The sequence below is a fragment of the Sulfurisphaera tokodaii str. 7 genome (genome assembly GCF_000011205.1).
Lineage (GTDB): Archaea > Thermoproteota > Thermoprotei_A > Sulfolobales > Sulfolobaceae > Sulfurisphaera > Sulfurisphaera tokodaii.
In genome coordinates, this window is the sequence record NC_003106.2 from 1,801,934 (window position 1) to 1,816,212 (window position 14,279).

Here is a 14,279-nt window from a genome sequence, read left to right on the forward strand (position 1 = left end):
TGTATTCGTTTCGTATAAAAAGTAATTAATGTAAAATATGAACAACTATTCATATTTTTTCTTAGCATTATTATGGTAACAAATGAGGTAAAACTATTTCCAATTTGAGAGAAAATAGAAAAATTAAACTATAATAGTTAATTCGATTTTGACTATATAACAAGTTTTTAATTGTTTAACGTTCAATTGGTACCCCTACTAAATTACCATACTCTACCCATGAACCATCATAAAGTCTAACATTTTTATAGGAAAGAACTTCCTTCAACACGTACCAAACTGCTGAAGCTCTCGCTCCAGTCCTACAGTATACTACTATTTCTTTATCCTTATTTATACTAGAAAATATTTTTTCTAGTTCTTCTCTTCCTTTCAAAGTGCCGTCTTCATTAAATAAGATTGTCCAGGGGATATTCTTGGCATTAGGTATATGACCACTGACTTGCGTTTGCTCACATTTATGTTCTGGTGGAGCAGATGTTAAACCTTCATACTCTTCTCTATTTCTAGCATCTATTAACTCGATAGAGTTCAACTTTGAAAGTAATTCCCATAAGAGTATACGCGAACTCCAATCTACTCTTTTAACAATATAGTTAGATTTTTTAGATGGAAACGTAGGCTCATTCTCTACTGGATAACCTTCTTTTAACCACTTATATATACCGCCATTAAGTATAGCAACGTTTTCGTGACCGTAAGCTTTCATTAACCAATAAGTATAGAATGCATATCTGTTACCCATGTCACTATATAAAACGATTAAGTCGTCCTCTTTGACCCCTAAATTACCTAGTACTTTGCTGAACTTTTCTGGTGGTGCGAAATCCCTTATCTTATCGTGAAGTAATGACTTCCATGGTAAAAGTAAAGCACTAGGTATATGACCTTCATAATAATTAATCTCTGGATCAAAATCTATTTCCAGAATCTTCACTTCATTTAAATTCTCGTAAAGCCATTTTACACTTACAAGCATAAGTTGAAAGTATAATATTAGTTAAAAAGGTTAGCTTTGCATTTATTATAGTTTAAGCATAATTTGAAAGTATATTTATATTCATACTCTGTAAGTAGTTATTGATGGTAGAAATAGGAGAGTTAGCCCCAGATTTTGAGTTACCAGATACAGAATTAAAGAAAGTAAAGCTCTCAGCCTTAAAAGGAAAAGTAGTAGTTCTAGCATTCTATCCAGCGGCTTTTACACAAGTTTGTACTAAGGAAATGTGTACTTTTAGAGATTCTATGGCGAAATTTAATCAAGTAAATGCTGTAGTACTAGGAATTAGTGTTGATCCTCCATTTAGTAATAAAGCTTTTAAAGAACATAATAAGCTAAACTTTACCATTTTAAGTGATTATAACAGAGAAGTAGTGAAAAAATATAATGTAGCGTGGGAGTTTCCAGCACTTCCAGGGTATGTCCTAGCTAAAAGAGCTGTTTTCGTAATAGATAAGGAAGGTAAAGTAAGGTATAAATGGGTTTCAGACGATCCTACGAAAGAACCGCCCTATGATGAAATTGAAAAAGTTGTAAAATCCTTAAGTTAAGATTTTTTATAGTGACCCCTCTTGTTAAGATCACAACTTTATGTCCCGGGTAATAATGAGAAAATGATTAAGAAAACTGAAAGTATAAACGCAGACTCTTTTATTTTTGATTTAGAGGATGCTGTACCTACACAAGAAAAAGATAAGGCTAGAGAACTACTCTTATCTCTTTTGCCCTCATTAAACATTAAAAGAAGCTTAATTTGCGTTAGAATCAACTCGCTCTCAACTAAAGAATCTATAAAAGATCTTGATTTTGTGATAAAAAGTGATATTGATTGTATAGTTATTCCAAAAGCCGAAATTGATCTTTCTTTCCTTCATAAAATGACTGGAAAGAAAGTTTTACCAATAATAGAAACAGCAAAGGGTCTAGTTAAAATTGAAGATATAATTAGGAGTGAAGGAATAGTAGGAATAAGTTGGGGTGCGGCTGACTTAGCTGATAGTTTACACGCTAATTTGCCTAAGATAGAAGGAAGTGACTATATAAGACTGAAAATTGTAAGCATAGCTAGGACATACGGTATTCCTCCAATTGATAAAGTATTTTTTGATGTGAAAGACCTAGAGAGCTTTAGGAAAGAGTGTGAATTAGCAAGAGCTTTTGGTTTTGAAGGAAAACAAGTTATTCATCCTAATCAAGTCACAATAGCTAACGAAGTGTTTTCCCCAAGTAAAGAGGAAATAGAATGGGCAAAAAAAGTAGTGGAAGAATACGAAAAATACGCTTCTGCAGGAAGGGGTGCAATAACTATAGATGGTAAATTAGTAGATGCTGTTCATTATAGAATTGCGAAAAGAATTTTAGAGTCATCATAATATAACCTTACCCTCATATATACTCTTTATTCTTTCCCACATTCTATCTATATATTCTTCAAGACCTTTCACAATTTCTGGTGAAACCCCCTTATATCTACCTTGTATCTTTAAGAACTCGTCGATTGGTTTTCTCGTCCTTCTGTCGAGACAATGCATACTCTCTTGAGAAATAGTTAATTTACCATTCTCATATTCTATTAATGGCCAATAACATGTTTGAACTGCTAATTTCCCTACTTCAGCTGTTTTAGAAGGGTCAAACATCCAACCATAAGGATCTGGAGTTAAAACTTGAATATACGTAAAACCTTCAATACTTCTAGCCTTTTTAACCTTTTCCATTAAATCGTGTAGATAGCCTACACTAGCCGTAGCAACATAAGGAATGTGATGAGCCATCATAATAAGCGGTAAGTCTTTTTTATTTTCTTTTTTACCACCAGGCGTTGAAGCTGTTTTAGCCCCAAATGGTGTGGAACCACTTCTATGCCCCCCAGTATTCATGTAAGCCTCATTATCAACGCAGATGTAAAGAATGTTATCATTTCTTTCAGCAGCACCGCTTAATGAAGCAAAACCTATATCTGCAGTACCACCATCTCCTGCCCATACAACTGGTTTAATGTTTTTGTTCCTCATCTTAAATGCTTTAGCCATTCCAGCAGCTGCTGCTGGGCCAGCTGCAAAAGCTATATTCAATACTGGGTAATTATAAGTTGATTTTGGACCCATACCTTGAATTATCGAAGAACAACCAGCAACAACGATAAACACAGCATTTTCTCCTAGAGCCATACTTATTGATTTTAATGCTATATTCTCTGGACAACCTGGACAAGCTGAAGTACCGGGTAATAATCGGGGTTTATTTAATATATCTCGGACTCCTAAGCTCAACTTTTTCCACCTCACTCGGATAAAACCATTCGCCGTCTGTCTTACCTTCAATAAACTTTTTCGTTAGGGAAGAAATTGAATCCTTATTAATAGCTACTCCGCCTAAACCAGTAACTACTCCTTTTATATTAACATCTGGTAAAGTTGCTTTTAACTCTAGGTATAAATGCCCTCCTCTACCAAAGCTCACTGACCTATCAAGCACTAAGATTCCATCTTTATCTCCTAATTTTCTTTTAATATCTTCTTCATCCCAAGGTCTAACATATCTGATCCTATAGAGACCTATTTTCACTCCCATATTTCTTAATTCATCTACAACTTGCATAGCATCTAAAGACCACGCACCCATGGATACTAGAGCATATTCCGCATCATCGAGTTTATAAGATTCGTTTAAAGAAGAATATGAACCTACTGGTACTACTTTTTTCTCATATTCCTTTCCAATCTCTTTGATTACCTCCTTAGAGTTTAACATAGCTAGATGCATCGAATGCCTAAACTTCATGTAATCAATTGGTTGAAACATATTTCCAATATCAACAGGATCTTCTGGATCTAAAACATAAGGCTGTTTCCTTGGGGGTAAGAACGAATCAACTTCTTCCTGACTAGGAATATAAACTCTGGTCTTAGTGTGGGAAAGAATAAATCCGTCCATTCCTACCATCATTGGCAAGAAAACCTTTTCATCTTCAGATATTTTAAAGGCTTGAATTGTTAGATCCAAAGCTTCTTGAGGAGTTGATGCAAATGCCATAAGCCAACCACTATCTCTCTCGCTCATAAAATCCGTATGCTCATTCCAAATATTCCATGGAGCTCCAACGGCTCTGGTACCTACAGTCATAACAATAGGTATTCTACTACCAGCGACCCACCAAATCATTTCATGCATGTAAAGTAGTCCTTGAGATGCAGTAGCAGTATAAACTCTTACTCCAGCAGATGCAGCACCATAAACAGCTGCCATTGCAGAATGCTCGCTCTCAACTCTAATTACTTCAGCATCTAATTCCCCTTTATCTCTCATAGCAGCAAGTTCTTCTATTATATATGTCTGTGGGGTTATTGGATAGATTGCTATCACTTTTACCCTAGACAGTTTAACTCCTAAAGCTACAGCTTCATTCCCAGAAATTACTTTACTAATCATTTTCACTCACCATACTTATTGCTTTTACCGGGCATACGTTTGAACAGACTCCACAACCTTTGCAGTACTCATAATTTATTGATACTTTACCATCAGTTGGTATGATAGTATTTTCTGGGCACCATAAGAAACAAGCTTTGCAGCCAATACACTTATTTAAATCAACAACTGGCTTTACAATTCTCCAATTTCCAGTTTTACCCCCACCACCTTCAGAGGGTCTACTTACAGGAAAGAACTGATAGTCAAGCGACAATTGGACTCACCACCGTTGTTTTCTCATACGCTATTCTTACTGCCTTCTTGTTTAGTTCAGCAATTTTACCTTCAAATTCTTCGTCAATTGCTTTTTCAAGCGAGGGTAAGGAAATATAATTTACTGCCTTTAAGAGTGAACCTAAAACTACTACATTAACTAAAGGCCAACCAGATTTAACTAAACCTAATTCTCTAGCTATTTGAGTTGCATTAACATAAAATGTAGTATAACTAAGTCTGGGTTCTGAAGGAGAATTGAGAACTACCACCCCATTTGATTTTAACCCTTTAAGTGGATTAGAAATTTTTAATAATGAGGGGTCTAAAATTACAACATAATCTGGATATTCAATTGGAGAAGTAATTCTTATAGGTTGTGAATCAATTCTACAGTAAGCCTCTATTTCTGCACCCCTTCTTTCTGCACCATAAAAAGGAAAGGCTGAGCTCCAAAAGCCTTCAATATCCGCTGCAATAGCTAACAAATTCGCGGCTGTTACTACACCTTGTCCCCCTCTCCCGTGAAATCTTATTTCGAGCAATAAAAACCACTCTCAAAATGTAATTTATTTTCCATACTTTAAAAAGTTGAGTATTAAAAAAGTTTATGGACTTGGTAGACCGTAGTATGTAATCTTTTCAAAGAAATTACGTCTTGCTATGATTTCTGATGAAATACCAACTAATGAGGCTAGAATACTTATTAACGGGATAAAGATAGAAATTACCAAGAGTATCAAATACGGTATATGTAGTATTTTCTCTTTCCTTGCAAGACTTATTTCAATAACTCCAAAAACTAAAGGAATTAGTAAGAATAGCAGAGAGTGAGTGAAGTAAAATCCTAATGGGAATACGGTAAATATAGTACCTATGAAGGATAACGGTGTATTAGGATTATACCAAGAGGGTGTGGTCTTTAGCATATATATCATAATGGACGAAAATACAGATAAGGAAATTAGTATAACTGATAAGTAGTATAAACTAGGTGTTACGAGTTCCAGTAGTAATGAAAGGAATGATAAACCGCCAAAGAATACTTCCCTACTAAGCCAAGAAGATTTTAAATTCATTATAACCCTATAAGCCCTTTCTCTTCTATTAACGTGGAAAATCGACGGAACTAAACCAATAGCTAAAAGAATGAGAGAGATTAAGGAATAAAACGGAATCCTAGTTATAAGAATCCCTAGAGAGAGTTCAGAAAGAATTGTAAAGAGTAAAAGTTCAATATATCTTTCCTCTCTTCTTCTCTTTAGCGGTGAAGCCTTGATCTCTTCCTCTTTGGGCTTCTTTATTTCAAGCTTAGGTTTTGTAATATCATAAGGTGCTAGGTAAGGTGCATCATATTTAGGTTTATCTATCCAACCGAAAGATAGTGCACCAGTAGGACATGATTCAACACAATAAGGCAATCCTTCTTTTTTCAAAATCCTTTGCCTACATAAATCACACTTTGTCATTATTCCTTCATGGTTAAACTTAGGTTCTTCATAAGGACAAGCCCATTGGCAATAACCACAACCTATACATTCATTACCATTTATGTAAACTATTCCCATATCATCTTTATGTATAGCATTAGCTGGGCAAACTTTCATACAAAGGGGGTTTTCACAATGATTACAAGCAATAGAAATACCAATTTTTACCTCATTTTGAAACACTAAAAGGGATCTCCAGTTCAGGTTTCCATAATGTTCATTACAAGCATTAACGCAAGCATTACAGACTATGCATTTGTTAGGATCGAATATAAATCCTAGACTTCTCTCCATAACTTAATTTTGTATTGTAACTTTATAAACTTGCCATTTATAATTCTAAAAAGTCCTCCAAATTTTTAAAAAAGGAATAGATTAGAATAAACTTCATAGTATAATTATGGACTTTTACTCTATAGCGTTAGTGAGAAACTTTATACGTTTTCTGATCGAGGATAACCCTACAGATGAAGAAATAGAAAATGTGCCGTTAGATATAAAGGAAAAAGTATGTTCATTAAATGACGAAGAACTCTTACAATTAATTAAGGAAACTGAAGAGTTTATTTCAAGCATTAAAAAGGATGAAAAAGAAGTAGTTGAAAAAATAAAAAGCATTTGCAATAAATTAGTCTCTGATTAAATGCCAAATCCCATTTCCTTTTGCACATAACTCATTATTACCGTCAAAACCCTCAACTTCAACATACGCATATCTTTTAGTTTCTCTTACAACCCTAGCTAGAAATGTGAATGGTGGTGTTTTCATTGCCTTTAGAAATATTACATTAAACTCTAAAGTATAAGCCTCCTTTACGTCAAGAGTTCTTACAGCATAACTACCAGAGTAATCCATAGCGGCAAATATGATAGCACCATGAAGCATTCCTCCAATTCTACTTAACTCCTCTTTATATTCAAAGGAAAGTTTAGCCACACCTCTCTCAATTTTTTCAAACTTAGCACCCATAAACCTAAAGAGAGCTTCATTCTCACTAAGAAGTTTATTTACCTCATCTTCAGTTATCATACCTTAACACCCATGAATCTATAGTAGAATTGCCTAGCAGCACTTATTCTCTGAATATCATTTGTACCTTCATAAGTCTTCAAAATTTGTAAATCCCTCAAAAGCCTCTCTAATCCAGTTGATACTGAAACCCCATAACCTCCATGAACAGTCATTGCCCTCATTACTATTCTTTCAGCTGCTTCAGTAGAATGGAACTTTGCTAAAGAAGCTGCAATAATATACTCTTGCATTCTTCCCCTTTTATAGAGTGTTCCAGCCCAATACGTTAAGAGCCTTGAAGTCTCTAAATCGTCTAGAGACTCAGAAACTTTTTGTTGAACTAACTCAAATTCAGCAAGTTTTTTCTCAAATGCTGTTCTTTGAAGAGAATAGTTGACTAATTTCTCAAATGCTTGTTGAGCTATACCTATAGCTTGTGATGAAACGATTGTACGTGCATAATCAAAAGATTCTACAGCATATTTAAAGCCCATATCAACTTCTCCAAGTACATTTTCTTCTGGAACTTTTACGTCTTCAAGCATTATTTCAGCTGTATGTGAAGCTTTTAACCCGGTAGTTTCTATTCTGCTAACAGTCTTCACTCCCCATTCTCTTTCAACAATAAATACTGTTATACCTTTCCATTTAGCCTTAGGATCTGGAGGAGAAGTTCTAGCAGTTATTAAATAGTAATCAGCAACATCCCCATTTGTGATAAACATCTTTCTCGCATTTAGAACATAGTGATCGTTAACTTTTTTTGCAGTGGACTTAATTCCAGCTACATCAGATCCTGCATCTGGTTCAGTATTGCAGAAAGCAGCTATTTTTTCACCCTTAGCTGTATCCCTTAAATATCTCTTTTTCAAACTCTCGTTACCCCACTTTAGAATAGCCTGGTTGAACATCCACTGAATAAGAAAGAAAGTTGAGAAAGAAGTCCAAATTCTACTTAATTCCTCAGCAGTAACCAAAAGTGATAAATAATCAGCACCTTGTCCATTATATTCTGTGGGTACATCAAGTCCGTAAAGTCCTAAATCTTTAGCCCTTTCTTTAAGATCTTTAGGAAAATCCCTTTCTACCTCTCCCTTGTCTACGTATTTTTTCACTTCGTTTTCAGCAAACTCCCTTACAGCATTCCTTAATAATTCATGATCTTGAGTTAAATCTATAGTAAAATCCTCTATTGACTTTAAAGGGAATACCATCACATATAAATGCATCTAATAACTAAAAAATGTTAAGCAAATAATATTAATGAGTTAAAATCTTGTATTTTTTGATGAATATAGTAACTTGTTTTAAAATAGTTCCCGACGATACTTTAATTAAAATAGTCGGAGACAAACTAGACTTAAACGTTCCTCCAAAAATTAGTACATATGATAAAAATGCAATTGAAGAAGCTGTTAGGATAAAGGAGAAATATGGAGGAAAAGCGATAGGAGTTACTGCTGGAAATACAGACAGAAAAAGTATTAGAGAAGCACTAGCTATGGGTTTAGATGAGGTAATAGCAATAAACATGAAGGAGCCAGACGTAATGACAACTGCTGAGGCAATAGCTGAAACTATTTCACCAATAAAACCTGATATAATTCTTACTGGAGAATCTACCACTGATAGTAGTACATCAGTATTTTCCTCCTATCTCGCTTCACTCTTAAATTATCCCGTAGTCACTTATGCTAAGTCGATTACAATTGAAGGTAATAAAGTAAGGGTTGAGAGGAATTTGACAACATTCCAAGAGATTGTAGAGACGGATTTACCGGCAATAATTTCCGTTGTAGGTGAGATAAATACTCCTAGAATACCTAGTGTTAAGCAGATACTTGAGTCGTCAAAAAAGCCAGTGAAAAATATTGATTATAATAAACAGCCAAAGGTGAAAATTGTTAATGTTTCGCCATATGTAATAACTAGGAAAAAGATTATAATTGAAGGTAAAATGGAAGAAGCTGTAGATAAACTTCTCAATTATTTATCTCAAGAAGGTGTTTTATGATGAAGATTGTAGTATATTCTGAAGATATAGATTATATAAAGACAGCTGTCTCATATTTTCCTAACGAACATGTCATAGGGATAAGTAATAAGACAACCAAAGTTGTAGATGAGTTACATATACTTGATGATATAAATGAGGAATTTATTGCCAATTATATAGCATCATTGAAACCTGATGTGGTCATTACTGGAAGTACTAAGAGGGATAAGACTGTAGCTGGGGCAGTTGCTGGTTTGTTAAGATATCCAATAATAACTGATGTTATCGATCTCTCTAATAATAAAGCTAAAAGAGTAGTTTATAGTGGAATGGGAATAGCTGAAATTGAGTTTTCTTATCCTGTAGTATTAACAGTAAGTAAGAAAAACGTTGAAGTGAAAGAGAAGGAAAGCAAAATAATACAAGTTAAAACTGAGATGAAAAGAATTAGAAGAGTTGAAATTAAGAGCAAAGGAGAGAGCACTGTAGATCTTTCATCTGCACAAATTATTGTATCTGTAGGTAGAGGAATTGGAAGTAAGGAGAATATAAAATATGCTGAAGAATTAGCTAAGGCTTTAGGAGGAGCATTAGGCGGTAGTAGACCAGTAACTGCAGAACTTGGCTGGTTACCAGAGGATAGGCAAATTGGGTTATCTGGAAATAAAGTTAAACCGAAGCTTTATATCGCATTGGGAATTTCTGGCCAACCGCAACATTTAGCTGGGATTAAAGATGCTAAAATTATAGTGGCTGTAAATAAAGATAAATCAGCGCCTATTGTTGAAAATGCTGATTATATCATCATAGGTGATGCTATAGAGTTTTGCCAGGTCATGACTGAAAAGGTGAAGAAAAAGTGAGTTTTGATGCTGACGTGATAATTGTAGGGGGAGGATTATCTGGGTTATCTGCCGGAATAACTGCAGTAAAAGAGGGTTTGAACGTTATACTTTTAGAGAGAGGGGAATATAGCGGTGCTAAAAATGTATCTGGAGGAAGAATGTATATCCATGCTCTTCAAAAATTGATACCAGATGCTTTAGAAAGAGCTCCTCTTGAAAGACCTATCACAAAGGAGACTTATGAATTTTATTGTAAAAATAAAAAGCTAATATTCTCCTTCGAGGAAAAAGGTAAGAAAAATAGTTATAGTGTGTTAAGAGCTAAATTTGATAGATGGCTAGCTAGTGAAGCAGAAAGTTTAGGTTTACTAATATCTTATTCAACATTGGTTACAAATGCATATAGAGAGAATGGTGGAATTACGTTGGAAACTAATAGGGGTACCTTAAGAGCACCATTAGTAATTGACGCTTCTGGAGTAACATCGGTAGTATTTAGATATTTAGGTTTAAGAAACTTTACTCCAGATAAATGGATGCTAGGAGTGAAAGAGATAGTTAAAGCCAACGTAAGCCTATCAGAAGATGAGGGAGAAGCTAGGACAATTGTAGGTTTAATTAACGGAGTAAAAGGAGGGGGATTCGTTTACACAAACAAGGATACTTTATCTGTTGGTATGGCTGTAACTTTTGATTCCTTACCAAAATCAGAAGTGCCAGCAAAAGATCTGGTAGAGAATTTCAGGGAAAAACTTGGTATTGAGGGGGAGATTCTCGAATATTCTGCCCATGCAATACCCTACTACGGTTTTAAGAATTTACAACAGCTTTATGCTGATAATTTAATTGCGGTTGGTGATTCTGCTGGATTTTTAATAAATGATGGGTTTACAATAAGAGGAATGGACTTAGCAATAGCATCTGGAATGATAGCTGGGTTAGTAGCTAAAAAAATCGTGGAAATGAAAGACTTCACAAAGACGAATATATATTACGATATGTTAAAAGAAAGTTTTGTACTTAAACATCTAGAGTTGGCTTATAGTAGATTCGAGTTGATAAATAGGGGAACAACTCTTAACAATTACACCGAGATACTTTGCGATTTACTATCAGATATGTTTACAGTTACTGAAGATAGAAAGACCTTAATAGAGTATGCTTTGCTAAAATTAAAAGAGAAAGGAATAAGTTTAACCCAAGCAATAAGAGATATGGTAAGTGCTGTAAAATGATACCCCTACTTAAAAGATTAGGATTAAATAAATACTCAGTAGATCCAAAACCACACATAGAAGTTAATACTGACATATGTATTACTTGCAAAGATAAACCATGTACTGTATCTTGCCCAGCTGGTACTTATGAAGCACAGCCAGATGGAAGAATTATTGCTCACTATGAAAGATGTTTGGAATGTGGGGGAGCATTAGTTATTTGTCCCTTTGGCGCAATAAAATTTAGATTTCCTGAAGGCGGAATATCATACAATTATGGTTAACTAGTTAGGGCTTTTTTAATTTCCTCTAAAGCTGATGGATTCTCAAGAGCACTTATATCTCCAGTAGGTTTCCCTAATACTACTGCTCTTATTAACCTCCTCATAATCTTAGCATTCCTAGTCTTTGGCAATTCCTTAACAAATATTATATCCTTTGGTGCTAATGCTTTTCCTAACATTCTCTGTGTATAATTTAATAATTCATCTTTCTTGATCTCCTTATTAGTTACAGCAAAGCATAAAATTTCTTCTCCTTTCATAGGATCTGGGACTCCTACACATGCACTTTCAACTACACCTTCGTAAGAGTTAATTATTTGCTCAACCTCTGCTGGTCCCACCCTTTTACCTGCAACCTTAATAGTATCATCACTTCTTCCAACAATGTAATAAAATCCATCTTCGTCATAATAGGCTAAATCACCGTGAACCCATACTCCCTCCCACCTACTCCAATAAGTGTTAAGATATCTTTCTTTGTCCTTCCAAAAGCCTCTTGCCATCCCAGGCCAAACACTTAATACAACTAACTCTCCCTCAACATTTGCTGGTGCATGTTTTCCATTTTCATCAAATACATCAGCATGAATACCAGGAGAGAAGCCGTTGAAAGCGGTAGGTTTAATTTCATTTATTACATAATTTCCTAATATGCCTCCAGAAATTTCAGTACCTCCAGAGTAGTTAATTATTGGACCTTTAACAGCCTCATATAGCCACTTCCAACTTTCATAATCAATTGGCTCACCAGTATTCCCAACAATTCTAACGTCTAACTTACCTTTTTCAACTTCACTTCTAAAGGCTCTAATTAAACTTGCAGATAAACCCAGGATATCAACCTTCATATCTTCGATAAATTTACTCAACAAGGAGTAAGCAGTATAACCTTCAATCATCCCAATTTTCCCTCTCAACAGTAAGGCAGACAATATCATCCAGGGACCCATCATCCAGCCCAAATCAGTAACCCACATGAGTGTCTCTCTTTTCTTCAAATCAAATTGGAAATAAACATCTGCAGAAGCCTTTATTGGGAAACCGTCGTGAGTATGTACGCACCCTTTAGGTTTTCCAGTAGTTCCACTAGTATAAATTATCATGAAGGGGTCTTCAGTATCTGTTACTTCTAACCCATCGCCAGCAGTAGATAATACTTCTGAATAACTAATAGAATCTTTATCCTTTTTCCCGCCTCTTTCCACAACTACTTTAGTTAGCGTAAGCCCCTCTAAATTTTCAAGTGAATTTATCTCTTTTCCTTTTCTTATAGTCATATCTGTAGTAAAAATAACTTTCATTCCACTATCTTCTGCTCTAACTCTTATTGGCTCTTTACCAAATCCCGAAAACAAAGGAACTGCAATCATTCCAGCTCTTGCTATTCCTAGAAATACTGGAACTATTTCTGGTATCATTGGCATATAAATTCCTACAGTATCACCTTTCTTTAATCCGAATTTCTTTAACCAGGAAGAAACTGCCTTAGCTTGTTGAAGTACATCAGAATAGGTTATTGTCCTTGAATTCTCCTTCTCATCCATCCATTTTATGAAAACTTCTGAAGAATCTGGAATTTGATCCCCAATATTTAATTTTCCATTAATGAACCACTTTGCCCACGGCTTTCCTTGAGATAAATCTAAGACTTTATCATATTTAGAATAAAACTTTAATCCTATCCTTTTGACAAATTTGTCCCAAAATTCCTCAGGCTTTTCATAAGTATAAGAAATAAAATGTGATAACTTAGAAATATCGTTTTCTAACATAAAAGAATAAACATTACTTTCCTCAATCCAATCCTTTGTAGGTAACCAACTCATTTAACCCTCACTATTAATGGTATTTTGTATTCAAGTATTTCAACTTCTTTTCCAATATCTGCCTCACCTTCAATGTAAGCTAGTAAACCACCATGCGTACCTTCAAATCGTATTAACGCTATTACTTGAGGCTTTTCCAGTTTGTTTCCTTCATCGTCTTTATAAACAACCGTATAAGTATCTATATATGGTTTTGTAGTAACCTCAACAAAATCATTTTTAACGAAGCATTCCTCACAGTAGAGCCTTGCTGGAACGTATATTCTTCCGCATTTAGGGCATTTTCCTCCTATAATTTTCCTTTGCTTTAGTCCGTTAAAGAATTCTTCACCAGCAACACCTACAGTATAAACATATTCTTCAGCTTCCATTATTTCGTGCCATGATAATAATTTATCTTCAATACCAATCTTATCCCAACTCATTCTATCACCTTAAAACATTCAATATCGTTTATACTTCCAACTCTTTCTTCTCTCCATACTGCCTTAACTTTCTTACCAAATAAACTCATATTTTTCACATCCTCAAAATCTGCACAGATTCTATGGAATAAACCTGGGAAAACCCAATCTTTATCTCTTGAAGGAAATAATCTAATTACTCCAACAATTTCCGGTTTCTCTATTTTCTCTCTAGTCCACGAAATAAAACTTGCAACAACAGTTTCGACTATACCTTCATCCTTAACTTCAACCCACTCGTCTGTAGGTCTAAAACAATCATCACAATACATTCTTGGCGGTACATAAACTCTTCCGCATTTATTACATTTCCTACCAATAATCTTCTTCTCCTTTAATCCCAGCAAAAACTTACTATAGGCTTGCCCAGCACTATAGGCATACTTAGCATTTGGTTTATATACAATTGTATTTACTTTCTTTAAATCTTCTTCTTTTAAGGGAGTCCCATCCATTTT

Annotated in this window: 18 protein-coding genes; 7 read left to right on the plus strand and 11 right to left on the minus strand. The window is 34.7% G+C overall.

What is annotated here, in order from left to right; all coding sequences use genetic code 11:
- Positions 1-175: 175 nt before the first annotated feature.
- On the minus strand, positions 176-979 hold the full coding sequence (locus STK_RS09980) for a sulfurtransferase (protein ID WP_010979851.1): 804 nt from the start codon (positions 977-979) through the stop codon (positions 176-178).
- Between the two features lie 104 nt (positions 980-1,083).
- Here STK_RS09980 and STK_RS09985 point away from each other — a divergent pair, with 104 nt between their 5' ends.
- Positions 1,084-1,551 carry a peroxiredoxin gene (locus tag STK_RS09985; RefSeq protein ID WP_010979852.1) on the plus strand — a complete coding sequence of 156 codons (468 nt, stop codon included), beginning with the start codon at positions 1,084-1,086 and terminating at the stop codon, positions 1,549-1,551.
- A gap of 21 nt (positions 1,552-1,572) precedes the next feature.
- Entirely contained in the window at positions 1,573-2,373 is an 801-nt protein-coding gene (locus STK_RS09990; protein ID WP_232616468.1) for an HpcH/HpaI aldolase/citrate lyase family protein, read from the plus strand.
- Here STK_RS09990 and porB read toward each other — a convergent pair.
- The 5 genes from porB to STK_RS10015 all read right to left on the minus strand — a co-directional run bounded on the left by porB (position 2,368) and on the right by STK_RS10015 (position 6,471).
- Complete coding sequence (gene porB, locus STK_RS09995) at positions 2,368-3,273, minus strand: pyruvate synthase subunit PorB (protein WP_052846652.1); 906 nt, start codon at positions 3,271-3,273, stop codon at positions 2,368-2,370. The genes STK_RS09990 and porB overlap by 6 nt on opposite strands.
- Positions 3,242-4,432, minus strand: a complete 1,191-nt coding sequence (locus tag STK_RS10000; protein ID WP_052846988.1) for a pyruvate ferredoxin oxidoreductase — start codon at positions 4,430-4,432, stop codon at positions 3,242-3,244. Before STK_RS10000 ends, porB begins: the two co-directional genes overlap by 32 nt.
- On the minus strand, positions 4,425-4,688 hold the full coding sequence (locus STK_RS10005) for a 4Fe-4S dicluster domain-containing protein (protein WP_052846653.1): 264 nt from the start codon (positions 4,686-4,688) through the stop codon (positions 4,425-4,427). The genes STK_RS10000 and STK_RS10005 overlap by 8 nt, the downstream gene beginning before the upstream one ends.
- On the minus strand, positions 4,678-5,232 hold the full coding sequence (locus STK_RS10010) for a 2-oxoacid:acceptor oxidoreductase family protein (RefSeq protein WP_052846654.1): 555 nt from the start codon (positions 5,230-5,232) through the stop codon (positions 4,678-4,680). The genes STK_RS10005 and STK_RS10010 overlap by 11 nt, the downstream gene beginning before the upstream one ends.
- Before the next feature lie 63 nt (positions 5,233-5,295).
- The gene (locus STK_RS10015) at positions 5,296-6,471 is read right to left on the minus strand and encodes a DmsC/YnfH family molybdoenzyme membrane anchor subunit (protein WP_010979857.1); all 1,176 of its coding nucleotides are present in this window, start codon (positions 6,469-6,471) and stop codon (positions 5,296-5,298) included.
- Between the two features lie 106 nt (positions 6,472-6,577).
- Here STK_RS10015 and STK_RS10020 point away from each other — a divergent pair, with 106 nt between their 5' ends.
- Positions 6,578-6,820 carry a hypothetical protein gene (locus STK_RS10020; RefSeq protein WP_198429680.1) on the plus strand — a complete coding sequence of 81 codons (243 nt, stop codon included), beginning with the start codon at positions 6,578-6,580 and terminating at the stop codon, positions 6,818-6,820.
- Here the strand turns inward: STK_RS10020 and STK_RS10025 are convergent.
- Together STK_RS10025 and STK_RS10030 are read right to left on the minus strand one after the other, a co-directional pair.
- Positions 6,806-7,207: a PaaI family thioesterase gene (locus STK_RS10025; RefSeq protein WP_010979858.1), complete on the minus strand. Its 402-nt coding sequence runs from the start codon at positions 7,205-7,207 to the stop codon at positions 6,806-6,808. The genes STK_RS10020 and STK_RS10025 overlap by 15 nt on opposite strands.
- Positions 7,204-8,403, minus strand: coding sequence for an acyl-CoA dehydrogenase family protein (locus STK_RS10030; RefSeq protein ID WP_052846656.1), 1,200 nt, complete (start codon positions 8,401-8,403; stop codon positions 7,204-7,206). Before STK_RS10030 ends, STK_RS10025 begins: the two co-directional genes overlap by 4 nt.
- 74 nt (positions 8,404-8,477) lie before the next feature.
- Here STK_RS10030 and STK_RS10035 point away from each other — a divergent pair, with 74 nt between their 5' ends.
- From STK_RS10035 to STK_RS10050, 4 genes are read left to right on the plus strand one after another with little or no spacing between them, the layout of a single operon-like run.
- Positions 8,478-9,203 (plus strand): electron transfer flavoprotein subunit beta/FixA family protein, encoded by a 726-nt coding sequence (locus tag STK_RS10035; RefSeq protein WP_010979861.1) that lies wholly within the window; start codon positions 8,478-8,480, stop codon positions 9,201-9,203.
- The gene (locus tag STK_RS10040) at positions 9,203-10,048 is read left to right on the plus strand and encodes an electron transfer flavoprotein subunit alpha/FixB family protein (protein ID WP_052846989.1); all 846 of its coding nucleotides are present in this window, start codon (positions 9,203-9,205) and stop codon (positions 10,046-10,048) included. The genes STK_RS10035 and STK_RS10040 overlap by 1 nt, the downstream gene beginning before the upstream one ends.
- Entirely contained in the window at positions 10,045-11,265 is a 1,221-nt protein-coding gene (locus STK_RS10045) for an FAD-dependent oxidoreductase (RefSeq protein ID WP_010979863.1), read from the plus strand. Before STK_RS10040 ends, STK_RS10045 begins: the two co-directional genes overlap by 4 nt.
- Positions 11,262-11,531 carry a ferredoxin family protein gene (locus tag STK_RS10050; RefSeq protein ID WP_010979864.1) on the plus strand — a complete coding sequence of 90 codons (270 nt, stop codon included), beginning with the start codon at positions 11,262-11,264 and terminating at the stop codon, positions 11,529-11,531. Before STK_RS10045 ends, STK_RS10050 begins: the two co-directional genes overlap by 4 nt.
- On the opposite strand, the gene STK_RS10055 is transcribed toward STK_RS10050, so the two are convergent.
- The 3 genes from STK_RS10055 to STK_RS10065 are packed head-to-tail and all read right to left on the minus strand — an operon-like array spanning position 11,528 to position 14,276.
- A complete protein-coding gene (locus STK_RS10055; protein WP_010979865.1) occupies positions 11,528-13,357 on the minus strand; it encodes an AMP-binding protein in 1,830 nt (609 codons plus the stop codon). The genes STK_RS10050 and STK_RS10055 overlap by 4 nt on opposite strands.
- Positions 13,354-13,782, minus strand: a complete 429-nt coding sequence (locus STK_RS10060) for a Zn-ribbon domain-containing OB-fold protein (protein WP_010979866.1) — start codon at positions 13,780-13,782, stop codon at positions 13,354-13,356. Before STK_RS10060 ends, STK_RS10055 begins: the two co-directional genes overlap by 4 nt.
- Positions 13,779-14,276, minus strand: a complete 498-nt coding sequence (locus tag STK_RS10065) for a Zn-ribbon domain-containing OB-fold protein (RefSeq protein ID WP_010979867.1) — start codon at positions 14,274-14,276, stop codon at positions 13,779-13,781. The genes STK_RS10060 and STK_RS10065 overlap by 4 nt, the downstream gene beginning before the upstream one ends.
- Positions 14,277-14,279 lie beyond the last annotated feature (3 nt).

What these genes read in the sequence shown, in the direction of transcription:
- STK_RS10050 (WP_010979864.1), top strand. Translation starts at nt 11,262, where the DNA reads ATGATACCCCTACTTAAAAGATTAGGATTAAATAAATACTCAGTAGAT.
- STK_RS10000 (WP_052846988.1), bottom strand. Translation starts at nt 4,432, where the DNA reads ATGATTAGTAAAGTAATTTCTGGGAATGAAGCTGTAGCTTTAGGAGTT.
- STK_RS10015 (WP_010979857.1), bottom strand. Translation starts at nt 6,471, where the DNA reads ATGGAGAGAAGTCTAGGATTTATATTCGATCCTAACAAATGCATAGTC.
- STK_RS09985 (WP_010979852.1), top strand. Translation starts at nt 1,084, where the DNA reads ATGGTAGAAATAGGAGAGTTAGCCCCAGATTTTGAGTTACCAGATACA.
- STK_RS10035 (WP_010979861.1), top strand. Translation starts at nt 8,478, where the DNA reads ATGAATATAGTAACTTGTTTTAAAATAGTTCCCGACGATACTTTAATT.
- STK_RS09980 (WP_010979851.1), bottom strand. Translation starts at nt 979, where the DNA reads ATGCTTGTAAGTGTAAAATGGCTTTACGAGAATTTAAATGAAGTGAAG.
- STK_RS10060 (WP_010979866.1), bottom strand. Translation starts at nt 13,782, where the DNA reads ATGAGTTGGGATAAGATTGGTATTGAAGATAAATTATTATCATGGCAC.
- STK_RS10020 (WP_198429680.1), top strand. Translation starts at nt 6,578, where the DNA reads ATGGACTTTTACTCTATAGCGTTAGTGAGAAACTTTATACGTTTTCTG.
- STK_RS10025 (WP_010979858.1), bottom strand. Translation starts at nt 7,207, where the DNA reads ATGATAACTGAAGATGAGGTAAATAAACTTCTTAGTGAGAATGAAGCT.
- STK_RS10065 (WP_010979867.1), bottom strand. Translation starts at nt 14,276, where the DNA reads ATGGATGGGACTCCCTTAAAAGAAGAAGATTTAAAGAAAGTAAATACA.
- STK_RS10055 (WP_010979865.1), bottom strand. Translation starts at nt 13,357, where the DNA reads ATGAGTTGGTTACCTACAAAGGATTGGATTGAGGAAAGTAATGTTTAT.
- STK_RS10030 (WP_052846656.1), bottom strand. Translation starts at nt 8,403, where the DNA reads ATGGTATTCCCTTTAAAGTCAATAGAGGATTTTACTATAGATTTAACT.
- STK_RS10040 (WP_052846989.1), top strand. Translation starts at nt 9,203, where the DNA reads ATGAAGATTGTAGTATATTCTGAAGATATAGATTATATAAAGACAGCT.